This window comes from Ideonella margarita (assembly GCF_038066635.1).
Classification (GTDB): Bacteria; Pseudomonadota; Gammaproteobacteria; order Burkholderiales; family Burkholderiaceae_C; genus Ideonella; species Ideonella margarita.
On the sequence record NZ_JBBUTI010000002.1, the window covers coordinates 302,522 to 315,331 of the forward strand.

Genomic DNA, 12,810 nt, shown 5'->3' on the forward strand with positions numbered 1-12,810 from the left:
AGGCGTCCGGACCCTGATGCGGTTCACCAGGGCTCGGAGCGAAACACGGCCACGACGAGGGCACACACGGGGTCGTTCTCGCACTGCATGCCGGCAATTTCGGTGCTGACCGGGCCGAAGGAGACGCCCCGGTCTTTCTGCATGTGGTGAAGGGTGGTGTGCAGGCCACGGGTCAGCCGGTCTTCGTCGGCATCCTGCAAGTCCACCAGCAAGCCCTGCCCGCCCACGGGCTCACGGGCCCAGCCCAGGCCGGCATACACGCTGCGCCCGGGCCGGCTTTCGGTGGCGATCGACAGCACGCCATACAACCGCTGACCGAACTCCAGCGGATGGCCCTGAAGCCGGCCACGCACGATCTGGCTGCCCGGCGGCATGGCGGCGCCCAGCGGAATGAGGTGATAGTTGCCAAGGCCTGCGTTCAGCATGGCGCTGTCACGGGCGGCCTGCACGGTGGGGCCGCTGCCCACGCCCCGCGCGATGCGGATCACGCCGAAAGGCACCAGCATCGGTCGGCGTGCGGCGGACTCCAGGTGCTGCCCGCTCGGGGCGGGGGGGCTGGGCGCAAGGGTGTTGTGCATCTTCGTACTCCCTGTTGTGCAGCGCCTCCGGCTTGCGGGCCAGGGTGCTGCTTGCAGGGACATACGGCGTCGCCGGGTGAAACCGGACACGCGTGTCGCCAAACACCAGAAGCTAGGGGGGCGCGCCTCAGCGCGCAGGCCTTCGCGCTTTCAGGGCTTCGGCGCCTGCGCCACGTTGATCAACCGCCGGTCGATCCAGCCCAGCAGATCGCCCCACATCGCGGCCACATCGCGGGGCGGCACGGCCTTCGCGTTTTTCAGCTCCAGCGTGACGACCGGCAACTGCCGCGAGATGCCGGCGTAGTTGCCCAGCGAGCCGGGGAACACGCCGACCTGATCGAGGTGCAGGTTGCCCAGCTTGTCCGGCGCCGGTGGTGGACCATCAAAGTCGAGCACCCCATACGGCGCGTGCACCGAAACGATCAGATGCGGCTTGAATGATTCAATCTGCTGCAGCACCCAGCGGGTTTCGGGCTCGGACACGGCTTGCGGGCCGGGGTAGCGACGCGGGTCTTTGCCCGTGCGGCTGGCCCAGTAGCTGTGCGCCCGCTCCGTCCAGTCGACCGTGGGGAAGTTGCGGTTGAGGTCGACCCCTCGGGCATTCACCCGGGTGGCCGGCTGGCGCAGCAGACCGTCCGGGTTGATCAGCGGCACCATGCGCCAGTGGATCGGCTCTTCGCGGGTGCGCACCGACTTGGCCAGCCAGTCGAACACCAGGTTCACCGAGGCCATCTCGTCGCCGTGGATGCCGCCGAGCACCAGCACGCGCAGGCGCGTCGGGCCCTTCACGGGCAACACATCGCGCGACCAGATCGGCGTGCCACGCACCGAGCGCCCCTCGCCGGGCAACAGGCCTGAGGCGAGGCACTGTGCGGACTGCAGCGCGGGCACCTTCAGGCTGATGGCCTTGCACCAGTCGGCCAGAGAGACCGGCGCGGGCGCTGCGGCAGGCTTGGGCGGCTGCTTTGGAGACGGCTTTGCAGGCGCCTTGCTGGCCGGGCGCGATGCAGGGTGTGAGGCAGGGTGTGAGGCCTGCTGAGGTGTCGAGTGCGGCGTTGCCACCGCGGCCGCCGGCCCGTGCAGAACGGCGAACATGACCGCCGGCACCACAGCCAGCGCCGCTGAACGCGCCCTGCTCATCCCGACAATGCGTTGAAAACTTGTGCTTGTCATCTCTGGGCCTCAGTGTAGAGGCAGCCCTCACGCCACAATCAAGCCATGATCGAAGCATCCTTTGTTCCTCGTCAGTCCTTTGATGACGCCGACGCCGCCCTGGCCCAGGTCATGGCGATTTACCAGGCCCAGGTCGGTCATCTGCGACAGCAGTTGCAGGCCTACATCAGCGGCCAGGTGCCTGCGCAGCGGGTGCGCGCCTGGTACCCCAGCGTGCGGGTGCAGACCGATACCGTGGCGATGCCTGACACCCGGCTGAGCTTCGGCTTTGTGGCCGGGCCGGGATCGTTCGAAACCACGCTGACCCGGCCTGATTTGTTCGCCGACTACTACCGCGAGCAGTTCCGCCTGCTGCTGCGCAACCACGGCGTGGCCCTCGACATTGGCCTGGGCAATCAGCCCATCCCGGTGCACTTTTCGCTGGCCGAGGCCGACCATGTGGAAGGCAATCTGAACGCCGAACAGCGGCTGCGCCTGCGTGACCATTTCGACCTGCCCGACCTGGCGGCGATGGACGACGGCATCGCCAACGGCACCTTCGAGCCCGCCCCGCGCGAGCCGGCGCCGCTGGCGCTGTTCACCGCACCGCGGGTCGACTATTCACTCCACCGCCTGCGCCACTACACCGGCACGGCGCCGGAGCACTTCCAGAACTTCGTGCTCTTCACGAACTACCAGTTCTACATCGACGAGTTCATCCGCCTGGGCCACCAGCTGATGCAGAGCCCGCAGAGCGACTACACCGCCTTCGTCGAGCCCGGCAACGTCATCACCCCGCGCGAAGGCGGCGAGGCCCTGGCCAGCGGCACGCCGCCGCCCCGGCTGCCGCAGATGCCCGCCTACCACCTGGTGCGCGAAGGGCATGGCGGCATCACGATGGTCAACATCGGCGTCGGCCCGGCCAACGCCAAGACCATCACCGACCACATCGCCGTGCTGCGCCCGCACGTCTGGCTGATGCTTGGCCACTGCGCCGGCCTGCGCAACACCCAGCAACTGGGCGACTACGTGCTGGCCCACGGCTATGTGCGCGAGGACCATGTGCTGGACGAGGAACTGCCGCTGTGGGTGCCGATCCCCGCGCTGGCCGAAGTGCAGGTGGCGCTGGAGCAGGCCGTGGCCGAGGTGACCCAGCTGGCGGGCTACGAGCTGAAGAAGGTGATGCGCACCGGCACCGTGGCGTCCACCGACAACCGGAACTGGGAGCTGCTGCCGCATCCGGGCCCCGAGCGTCGCTTCAGCCAGAGCCGGGCGATTGCGCTCGACATGGAAAGCGCCACCATCGCCGCCAACGGCTTCCGCTTCCGCGTGCCATACGGCACCTTGCTGTGCGTGAGCGACAAGCCGCTGCACGGCGAGATCAAGCTGCCCGGCATGGCCAATCACTTCTACCGGGAGCGGGTGGACCAGCACCTGCGCATCGGCATCCGAGCGGTGGAGTTGCTGCGTGAAGCCGGCGTGAGCCAGCTGCACAGCCGCAAGCTGCGCGGCTTCGCGGAGGTGGCTTTCCAGTAAGTGCTGGCGGGCGGGAGGTGTCGCCAATTGCGACGCCCTCGCCACAACCGACACAACAACCAGCGCCAAAACCATGCGATAGCAATCGCAATCTATTTGCGACTCATTCGCATTTGCATTAACATGCAGGCATTGTTTCTTCAGATGCCTGCGCCGCAGGCCATGCCGCATGCCTGCGATCGCCGCCGTCAACCACCCCACCGAGCCAGCGCAGCCCGCGCGTCGCCGTCGCCCGGTTGAACGCTCGGAAGCCCTGCCCGCCAGTGGACAGCGCGCCCTGGGCGCAGGCGTGGTCGCCCTGCACATTGCCGGCGCCTGGGCCTTGATGCAGGTCGACGCCGTGCGCCAGGCAGTGGCTGAATCGGCTCCGCTGATGGTGCAGTGGATCGCCCCGCCGGCACCGCTGCCCACCCCGCCGCAGCCAACGCGGGCCCCCACGCCCCCTGCGCCGCAGCGCACCGCCCCGGTGCTGGCCGCAGCACCCGCACCGGTGCCCGCCACGCCAGCCTGGGTGGCGCCGCCCCCTGCGCCCACGCCGGCCCCAACGGTGACGCCCGTCACCACGGCCGCGCCGGCAGCCGTCAGCACCGCGCCTGCCGCCAGCCCGCCCCCGGCGCCGCCCTCGCCGAAGCAGATCGCCAGCAGCGACATCCGCTACTTGGTGGCGCCGGCCCAGGCCTACCCGCTGGCGTCTCGCCGCACGGGTGAACAAGGCACCGTCCTGGTTCGCCTGGTGGTCGACACGGCCGGCCTGCCACAACGCATCACGCTGCACCGCTCATCGGGCCACGCCCGCTTGGACGAGCAGGCCCTGCAAGCCATGCGTGCTGCCCGCTTCAAGCCCTATCTGCAAGACGGCGTCGCGGTGGAATGGACCGCCGTGGCACCGCTTGAATACGCGCTCGACTGAGCCCTCCCGAACACCTCACCCTGCCCGCTGACAAGATCATGGACACCACCACCACCTCGCTCGGCTTCGGCCACTTCCTGGCCCAGGCTGACACCGTCGGCAAGACGCTGCTGGCCCTGCTGCTGCTGATGTCGGCCGCCTCGTGGATCATCATCGCCACCAAGGCCCTGACCACCGTGCTGCGCCAGCGCCGCGCCGCCGGTTTTCTCGACCGCTTCTGGAACGCCGGCACGCTGGAGCAGGTGCAGGCCGACATCGACGCGCATGGCGCCAGCGATGCGTTCTCGCACCTGTCGGCCCAAGCCCTGCACGCCCAGGCCCACCACGCCCGACACGGCGCCCAGCGCCTGGCCGAGGCCGGCAGCGCCAGCGAATTCCTGACCCGCACCATCAAGAAGGTGCTGGACGAAGAAACCACCCGCGTGGAGTCCGGGCTGACCACGCTCGCCACGGTCGGCGCCACCGCCCCGTTTGTCGGCCTGTTCGGCACGGTGTGGGGCGTCTATCACGCGCTGCTGGGCATTGGCATGAGCGGCGCCGGCACCCTCGACAAGGTCGCCGGCCCGGTGGGCGAGGCGCTGATCATGACGGGGCTGGGCCTGGCTGTGGCCATCCCGGCGGTGGTGGCCTACAACGCCTTCACCCGCAGCAACCGCGTGCTGTGTGGCCGCCTCGATGCCTTCGCCTTCGAGCTCCACAGCTTCCTGACGATGGGCGAAGCGCCGGGTGCCGCCGTGCCGGCCGCGAACAGCAATGTGCGCGCGATCAAGCCGCAGATCGCCGTTGCCACCGCCAGCACCCCTGCCACCGCAGCCTGAGCACCACCCCATGGCCTTCGCCTCTTTCGACAAGCAGCGCACCGCGGCGCCGGTGGCCGAGATCAACATGGTCCCGCTGATCGACGTGATGCTGGTGCTGCTGGTGATTTTCATCGTCACCGCCCCGCTGCTCACCCACGCCGTGAAGCTGGACCTGCCCCGGGCGGATGCCCAGGTCAACCAGCAGCAGCCTGACAAGATCGACTTTGCCATCGATGCCGCAGGCCAGCGCTACTGGAACGGTGAGCCCCTGAGCCGCGAGCAGGCGGCCGAACGATTCACACAAGCCGGCCAGCAGCAGCCGCAACCGGAAGTGCACCTGCGAGCCGATGAAGCCGCGGCCTACCGCACGGTGGCGCAAACCCTGGCCGATGCCTCGCGCGCCGGCCTGGCCAAGGTGGGCTTCGTGAGCCAGCCCGAAGCGAAGTGATGGGGGCCTGAGGGTCAAACCTCACCTCATCTCTCCGCGCGACAACGCACCGCACGCACACCCCATCACTGACCGAAAAAGCTGCCCGCGAAGGCAGCAGGGCAGCGCTGTGCCCGACGCTTTTCAGAAACAACAACCCAACGACCACAAGGAGCCTTCATGACTCGCCGCCCGACCGTTACCCGCACCGTCCGACATGCCGTGCTGCCCCTGGGCGCACTGGCTGCCGGCTTCGCCATGGCGCAAACCGCACCGGCCCCTGCCGCTGCCAGCAAGCCCGCTGAAGCCGTGACCGAAGCCACCACCGTGCTGCCTACCGTCAAGCTCAAGGCCACCGCCGACGTGCAAGGCAAGGACAGCCTGCAAGCCACCACCACCCGCATCGGCAAGGGCACGCAGGAGCTGCGCGACGTGCCGCAATCGGTGACCGTGGTGACCGAACGCCTGATCGACGACCGCAACCTCGACACCCTGAAGCAGGCCCTGCACAACGCAGCCGGCATCACCTTCCAGGCGGCCGAAGGTGGTGAAGAAGACATCCGCGTGCGCGGCTTCTCGCTGTCGGGCACGGGCGACCTGTATGTGGACGGCATGCGCGACCCCGCGCTGTACGACCGCGACACCTTCAACAACGACCGCATTGAAGTGCTGCGCGGCTCGGCCTCGATGTTGTTCGGCCGTGGCTCGACCGGCGGCGTGGTGAACCAGGCCAGCAAGAACCCGCTGCTGATGAACCAGGGCCAGGTGGATGTGACCGTGGGCTCGGGCGAATACTTGCGCACCGTGGCCGACGTGAACGTGCGCACCGGCGACGACTCGGCCTTCCGCGTGAATGCGATGCTGACCCAGGCCGACAACTACGGCGCGAAGATCGACAAGAAAGGGGTGGCACCGAGCTTCCGCTGGGGCATTGGCACGGCAGATGAGTTCCTGGCCAGTTTCTATCACCTCGAATACAACAACGTGCCCAACTACGGCATCGGCTGGGTCAACGGCACCACCGCCAACATCCCGGCGAAGAACTTCTACGGCATGGCCAGCGACTACGTGGTTGGCGGCGCTGATTTCGCCACGCTGAGCCACACCCACCGCTTTGGTGACGGCGGCGAGCTGAAGACCATGGCACGCACCGGCCGCTACACCCGCGACTTCTGGGCCAGCACCATCCGCTTCCCCACAGGCACCACCAGCCTGACCAACAGCACGGTGATCAACCGCGGCAACCAGGGCCGCGCCCATGAATACAACACGCACTACGTGCAGAGCGACTACACCCGCACCTTCAATGCGCTGGGCTTCAAGCACAGCCTGATCGCGGGTGCCGACTTCGCCATCGAAGGGGCTGACCGCGACAACTACAGCAGCAACCCGATCAAGCCGACCACCACCGTGGGCACGCCGAACGACGGCGCCAGCATCGCCGACACCCGCAAGCGCGCATGGTCGCGCAGCTTCGACAGCAAGGCCGCCGGCGTGTATGCACAGGACATGGTCGAGCTGAGCCCGACCTGGAAGGTGGTGGGCGGCCTGCGCTTTGACCGCTTCTCGGGCAGCAACGACTTTGCCGCCGTCACCGCCACCAACGGCACCGTGACCCCGGGCGGCCACTATGAGCGCAGCGACAACATGTGGAGCCACCGCGTGGGCGTGATGTGGCAGCCAGATCCGCTGTGGTCCTTCCACTTCAGCCACGGCACGTCCTTCAACACCTCGGGCGACACCTACAGCTACGACGCCCTGGGCAGCAAGACGCCGCCGGAAAAGAGCCGCAACATCGAGTTGGGCGCCAAGCTGGACCTGCTGGACGGCGCGCTGTCGTCACGCGTGGCCCTCTTCCACAGCGAGAAGTTCAACGAGCGCAACCGTGACCCGGACACCGCCGCCGCGCAATACCTGCTGTCGGGCAAGCGCCATGCACAAGGCATGGAAGTGGACTTCGCCGGCAAGCTGACGCCACAGTGGGAGCTGTATGCGTCGTGGGCCTGGACGTGGACCGCGACCATCGACGCCAGCGTGACCGCCAGTGAAGTGGGCACCAACCCGGGCCTGACGCCCAAGCACAGCGGCTCCGTGTGGTCGACCTACCAGATCACCCCGAAGCTGCGTGTGGGCGCCGGCGCCAACGGCGTATCGCGCCAGTCACCGGTCGGCAACACCGCCGTGGTGGCCAAGGGCTATGTGACGGCGGACCTGATGGCCGAGTACCGGCTCGACCCCATCACCCTGAAGCTGAACGTGACAAATGTGGCCGATGTCCTTTATGGTGACCAGCTCTACCGTGGCCACGCCGTGGCGGGTGCACCGCGCACGGTGCAGCTCACGGTGAGCACCAAGTTCTGACCCTGTTGAAGGCCTGACCCCATGCTGTTGCACGTGCCCGAGGTATTGACCGCCGCCGAGCTGACCCAGGCCCGCGCCTGGCTGGCCGAGGCGGACTGGACCGACGGCCGCAGCAGCGCGGGGCCGCAGGCACAAACCGTCAAGCGCAACCAGCAACTGCCGGCCGATGCGCCGCAGACCCGGGCCCTGCAGGGCCTGGTGCTGGCGGCCCTGCAACGCCATGCGGTGTGGTTCTCGGCGGCGCTGCCCAAACGCATCCTGCCACCGATGTTCAACCGCTACGGCGGCGATTCGAACTTCTATGGCGACCATGTCGACCAGGCCATCCGGTTTGGTGGGCCCGATGCCACCCGGGTGCGGACCGACATCTCGTGCACCCTCTTTCTGGCCGACCCCGACAGCTACGACGGCGGCGAGCTGGTGGTGCAGGACACCTTCGGCGAGCAGGCCGTGAAACTGCCGGCCGGCGACCTGGTGCTCTACCCCGGCACCAGCGTGCACCGCGTCAACCCGGTGACGCGCGGGGCACGGCTGGCCAGCTTCTTCTGGGTGGAAAGCATGGTGCGCAGCGACGAGCAACGGCGTCTGCTGTTTGATCTGGACATGACGCTGATGCAACTGCGCACCCAGCATGGCGAAACGCCGGAAGCCGTGAAGCTGACCGGCACGTATCACAACCTCCTTCGCATGTGGGGCGACACATGAGCGGCGATTCGCCCGCCTGGGTGAACCTGCATGAGCTGGCGGACGCCGCCGGCCCGAAGCTCAGCGCACAGGCCGCCGCCTACTTCAACGGTGGCGCCGGGGACGAACACACGCTCGCTGCCAATCCAGCCGATTGGCAGCGTTTGCATTTGTGGCCCCGCACCTTGGCCCCGCTGGATGGCAGCCACACCCGCACGATGATCGGCCCGAATGCAGTGGCACACCCGATCTGGCTGGCCCCGGTGGCCTACCAGCAACTGGCGCACCCGGAAGGTGAAGTGGCCACGGCAATGGCCGCTGCCGCGCAGAGTGCGGGCATGGTGCTGTCGTCGCAGTCGAGCGTGGCGGTGGAAGATGTGGCGAACGCGATGCGCACCGTGGCTGACCCGGCTGGCGATGTTGCGCCACTGTGGTTCCAGCTGTACTGGCAGCCCGACCGCGCGCTGACGCTGAACCTGATCCAGCGGGCCGAAGCTGCCGGCTGCAGCGCGCTGGTGTTGACGGTGGACGCCCCCGTGCACGGTGTGCGCGACTGCGAACGCCGTGCCGGCTTCAGCCTGCCGGCCGGCGTGCGTGCCGTGCACCTGCCCCACGGCGTGGCCCAGGCCAGCACGCTGGCGCCCCTGCTGCAGGCCGCACCCACCTGGCACGACCTGAACTGGCTGCGTGAACACACCCGGCTGCCGATCTGGCTCAAGGGCGTGTTGCACCCGGCGGATGCCGCTTTGGCACGCACCGCCGGCATGGATGGCCTGATCGTGTCGAACCATGGCGGACGAACCTTGGACACCTGCGTGAGCACCGCCTGGGCTTTGCCTCGCGTGGCCGACGCCGTGCAGGGCGAGCTGCCCTTGCTCGTGGACGGCGGCATTCGCCGTGGCACCGACGTGCTCAAGGCCGTGGCCCTGGGCGCACAAGGCGTGTTGATCGGCCGGCCGCAGGTGCACGCCCTGGCCTGCGGCGGCGCGCTGGGCGTGGCCCGGATGATCCGGCTGCTGCGTGACGAGCTGGCGGTGGCCATGGCGCTGTGCGGCTGCAGTGATCTGCGTCACGCCAACCGCGATTTGCTGGCCTGAGCACGGCCCCGAACGCAATCTGTCAAAGCCCCCTCGTCCAGCAGATGGGCAAGCGGGCTTTATCATTCGGGCCATGCAGCAACCCCGCGACGTGGCAGCGATCCGCCTCGACAACGCCCTCATCCTGTTCGACGAATTCGTGCGCAGCGCCGCGAAGAACGCAGACGCAGCCACCCTCCGCGGCCTCGAGCGGCGTTTCGCCGAACGGCTGCAGATCCAGCCCAGCTACTGGAGCCAGATCAAGGGCCGCTCGCGGCAGATCGGTGAGCGCCTGGCGCGCCAGTTTGAGCAGTGCTGCAACAAGCCCTGGGGCTGGATGGATCAGGCGCAAGGGCCTGCCGCCACGCCCGTGGCCGACATCGCCCCGGATGACCTGACGCCGCAGGACGACGACGAGCGCTTCATCGTGGGCCTGGTGCTGACGTACTACCGGCGGCACCCGCAGAAGGCCCGCACCCGGTTGCTGGATCTGCTGGGCGAGGTGCTGATGCCGCCGGCAACTGCGCCAGCCAGTGCGCCGTCAGCAGCCCCCTCAGCCGCGGCGTCCAAAGTGGCGCCAGGCGCCACCGCCGGCAAGCCGGGCGCCGCCAAGCCAGCCGCAGCCCCGGTAGACGACATGCAAGGCCTTTGGCTGCAGGCCGCTGGCCGCGTGGCCCCGCTAAAGAACAAGCGCTGAGGCGCCAGCCTCATCGACACGACGTGCCCGCAGCCGGGAGGCTGCAGCGGCGCCGTGCCGTGCCTTGCTTTGTCTTGATTGGGCTGATAAAAAACACTTGCGCAAGATAATCATTCGTTTATCATTTGACGCACATCAGGGCACTTCAACGCCTTGATGTTGTTTGAACCCTCGGCCCGTGCGCTGCACCGGCCCCAGCCGTTCCCAGTCTGAAGACCTGCACGCGCCCCGGCGCCCACGCGGTCTGCCCCGTGTTTCATCTGCTGCTTCCGGACTCGCCCTGCGCGAGGCTGAGCCGCGCTTTTGCCGACAGCTTCCCGCTGTCATCTGCATCAAGGAGTTCGCCATGTCCTTCGTCATCCAAACCTCCAAGCCCCGCAACCCGCTGGTCGCACTGGCACGACAACGCGTGGCCGGTGCACACGGCCCGAACAACAGTGCCCGCCGCCAAGCCGACCGACGTGCGTTGGCACGCGAAATCGCGCGTGTCGACGCTGACCGCCGCAGTCCCTGAAGCCATCCCCCCCCCTCGCGCCTGCCCCAGATGAAATGCACGGCAAGGCGCCCCCCTGGAGACTCACATGCTTCGCCCCTTGCTCACCGTGCATGGCGTTTTGTCGCCCCGCCTTGCCAGCCACGCCTATCGCTACAGCGCCGCACGCGGCTTGCGGCTCGTGGCAGCCACGCTCTTGCGCCTCTCGCGCCGCCTGACCGCCGCGCAACCCGCCGCCCTGTACAAGCGCCCGATCACCGACCTGCCCCGGCTGGAATTCCACGCCGAAGCCGGTGCGCCCGAGGGCGCCTTGTATGTTGACGGCGAGTATGTCGGGCACCTGCCGCTGACCCGGCTTTGATTGCCCGGCGGCCCGGGCCGAGGGTGGCTGCGGCATGACCCGGGACGGCAACGTCAAGTTACCGTCCACAATGCCGATATCCCAGGAAGGATGACCCTCGGCCCGCCCATGTCCGCCACACCTTCGATCCCCACCGCCCCGCGCCGCATGCCCCTGGATGTGGCCGGCTGGGTGCGGTACTTCCAGCTGGTTGAAATTCCGGTGCTGGCCCAGACAGCCGGCGAACTGGAGGACATGCGTGCCAATGAGGACGCGGTCGACGCCCGGATGATCGGTGAAGTGGTGTCTGCAGACCCCTTGATGACGCTGAAGCTGCTGGCCCACACCTCCAGCCTGCACCGTGTCGGCCGGCTGAACTCGGACGTGGAAACCGTGACCGAGGGCCTGGTGCTGATGGGTATCACGCCGTTCTTCAATACCTTCGGGCCGCAACCCACGGTGCAGCAGCATCTGGAGGAACAGCCCGCAGCGCTGGCCGGCTTGATGTCGGTGGTCCAACGCTCGCACCGCGCCGCCAAGTTCGCACTCGGCTTCGCGGCGCACCGGCTGGACCCGGATGTGGCGGTCATCTACGAAGCCGCCTTGCTGTATGACTTCACCGAGATGCTGCTGTGGCTGCACGCCCCCGCGCTGGCCCTGGAAATCCAGCAGCGCCAGCTGAATGACCCGTCGCTGCGCAGCGTGACAGCCCAGCGCGACGTGTTGAATGTGACGCTGCAAGACATCCAGCAAAGCCTGCTGCGCAGCTGGCGCCTGCCTGAATTGCTGCTGCGCATCACCGACGAGCGCCACCAGGAAGCCACGCAGGTGCGCAACGTGCTGCTGGCGATTCGCCTCGCCCGGCACAGCGCCAAAGGCTGGGACAACCCCGCCCTGCCCGACGACATCACCGACCTCAGCCACTTGCTGAACATGGCCCCCGCGCATGTGCAGCGCCTGGTGACCGACCTCGACGCCTGAGCCCCCCCCATTCGGATGAGGCGCTCAGGACACGCCCCCTCGTGAGGGCGATGGTGCAATGCGACATGAATCGAGACACTGAAGGTCTTAATTCACAAGGCTGTTGTTGTCATGACACCCGAACTGGCACGTCGCTGCGAACTCTTTCTCTTTTGCGCCATGGCCGCGGCCGTGGGGGCGGGGCTTTGGGTGGTGCCCGCGTTTGACATCTTCGGAGCTCTTCAGCGCCTGCAGGCACCGTTCGGCCTGATTGCGGCGGTCAGCCATGTGCTGCTGGCCTGGCTGAGCGGCGAGCTGGTGCTGGCGCGGCTGGCGCGTCGCCATCACTCAGCCTGGCAACGCCGTGCGGTGCGTGCAGGCCTGGTGGTGCTGGTGATGGGTGCGATGGCCGTGTGGATGTCGTCGCTGTGGCACCCGCACGGCGCGGATGCCCGGGCGCTGCTCTGGCTGCAGATGCTGCCCTTGTGGCTGTGGCCGGCCGGCCTGATGGGGCCGCGCCAGGGCCGGCTGCCGCAGTACCTGCGTGACGCCCAGCGCGACATGGCGACGGCCACCGACAGCGGCCAGCACCTGCAGCATGACACGGGCTCGATGAAGTCCGCCGAGATCAACCGCGTCGGCCACATGGCACTGGTGAACCCGAACAGCCTTACCGGCTTCGCCGCCCCGGCCGAACACCGACGCGACCATCAACGCGCCCCGCTGCGTGACACGCGCCGCGTCGCCTCGCTGCGCAGCGGCACCGTCACCCCCCGCGACCGCCTGGCCGCCTGAG

At 68.1% G+C, this 12,810-nt stretch carries 14 protein-coding genes; 12 read left to right on the plus strand and 2 right to left on the minus strand.

The window, feature by feature from the left end; all coding sequences use genetic code 11:
- Nucleotides 1-23 precede the first annotated feature (23 nt).
- A complete protein-coding gene (locus AACH00_RS04340) occupies nucleotides 24-578 on the minus strand; it encodes a pyruvoyl-dependent arginine decarboxylase (RefSeq protein WP_341397801.1) in 555 nt (184 codons plus the stop codon).
- 150 nt (nucleotides 579-728) lie between these two features.
- Nucleotides 729-1,673 (minus strand): M14 family zinc carboxypeptidase, encoded by a 945-nt coding sequence (locus AACH00_RS04345; protein ID WP_341397803.1) that lies wholly within the window; start codon nucleotides 1,671-1,673, stop codon nucleotides 729-731.
- Between the two features lie 123 nt (nucleotides 1,674-1,796).
- Here AACH00_RS04345 and AACH00_RS04350 point away from each other — a divergent pair, with 123 nt between their 5' ends.
- The 12 genes from AACH00_RS04350 to AACH00_RS04405 all read left to right on the plus strand — a co-directional run bounded on the left by AACH00_RS04350 (nucleotide 1,797) and on the right by AACH00_RS04405 (nucleotide 12,809).
- On the plus strand, nucleotides 1,797-3,266 hold the full coding sequence (locus AACH00_RS04350; protein WP_341397806.1) for an AMP nucleosidase: 1,470 nt from the start codon (nucleotides 1,797-1,799) through the stop codon (nucleotides 3,264-3,266).
- 169 nt (nucleotides 3,267-3,435) lie between these two features.
- A complete protein-coding gene (locus tag AACH00_RS04355) occupies nucleotides 3,436-4,176 on the plus strand; it encodes an energy transducer TonB (RefSeq protein WP_341397807.1) in 741 nt (246 codons plus the stop codon).
- A gap of 38 nt (nucleotides 4,177-4,214) precedes the next feature.
- Nucleotides 4,215-4,994 carry a MotA/TolQ/ExbB proton channel family protein gene (locus AACH00_RS04360; protein ID WP_341397809.1) on the plus strand — a complete coding sequence of 260 codons (780 nt, stop codon included), beginning with the start codon at nucleotides 4,215-4,217 and terminating at the stop codon, nucleotides 4,992-4,994.
- Nucleotides 4,995-5,004: 10 nt separating this feature from the next.
- A complete protein-coding gene (locus tag AACH00_RS04365) occupies nucleotides 5,005-5,424 on the plus strand; it encodes an ExbD/TolR family protein (RefSeq protein ID WP_341397810.1) in 420 nt (139 codons plus the stop codon).
- Nucleotides 5,425-5,583: 159 nt separating this feature from the next.
- Entirely contained in the window at nucleotides 5,584-7,764 is a 2,181-nt protein-coding gene (locus AACH00_RS04370; protein ID WP_341397812.1) for a TonB-dependent receptor, read from the plus strand.
- A 21-nt stretch (nucleotides 7,765-7,785) separates the two neighbouring features.
- On the plus strand, nucleotides 7,786-8,469 hold the full coding sequence (locus AACH00_RS04375) for a Fe2+-dependent dioxygenase (protein ID WP_341397813.1): 684 nt from the start codon (nucleotides 7,786-7,788) through the stop codon (nucleotides 8,467-8,469).
- A complete protein-coding gene (locus AACH00_RS04380; protein ID WP_341397815.1) occupies nucleotides 8,466-9,545 on the plus strand; it encodes an alpha-hydroxy acid oxidase in 1,080 nt (359 codons plus the stop codon). Before AACH00_RS04375 ends, AACH00_RS04380 begins: the two co-directional genes overlap by 4 nt.
- A 73-nt stretch (nucleotides 9,546-9,618) precedes the next feature.
- Nucleotides 9,619-10,221 carry a hypothetical protein gene (locus AACH00_RS04385; RefSeq protein WP_341397817.1) on the plus strand — a complete coding sequence of 201 codons (603 nt, stop codon included), beginning with the start codon at nucleotides 9,619-9,621 and terminating at the stop codon, nucleotides 10,219-10,221.
- A gap of 346 nt (nucleotides 10,222-10,567) precedes the next feature.
- Nucleotides 10,568-10,735, plus strand: coding sequence for a hypothetical protein (locus tag AACH00_RS04390; RefSeq protein WP_341397818.1), 168 nt, complete (start codon nucleotides 10,568-10,570; stop codon nucleotides 10,733-10,735).
- Between the two features lie 67 nt (nucleotides 10,736-10,802).
- On the plus strand, nucleotides 10,803-11,075 hold the full coding sequence (locus tag AACH00_RS04395; RefSeq protein WP_341397820.1) for a hypothetical protein: 273 nt from the start codon (nucleotides 10,803-10,805) through the stop codon (nucleotides 11,073-11,075).
- Between the two features lie 108 nt (nucleotides 11,076-11,183).
- Nucleotides 11,184-12,035, plus strand: a complete 852-nt coding sequence (locus tag AACH00_RS04400) for an HDOD domain-containing protein (RefSeq protein ID WP_341397822.1) — start codon at nucleotides 11,184-11,186, stop codon at nucleotides 12,033-12,035.
- A gap of 111 nt (nucleotides 12,036-12,146) precedes the next feature.
- Nucleotides 12,147-12,809 carry a hypothetical protein gene (locus AACH00_RS04405; protein ID WP_341397824.1) on the plus strand — a complete coding sequence of 221 codons (663 nt, stop codon included), beginning with the start codon at nucleotides 12,147-12,149 and terminating at the stop codon, nucleotides 12,807-12,809.
- The last annotated feature ends 1 nt before the right edge of the window (nucleotide 12,810 follow it).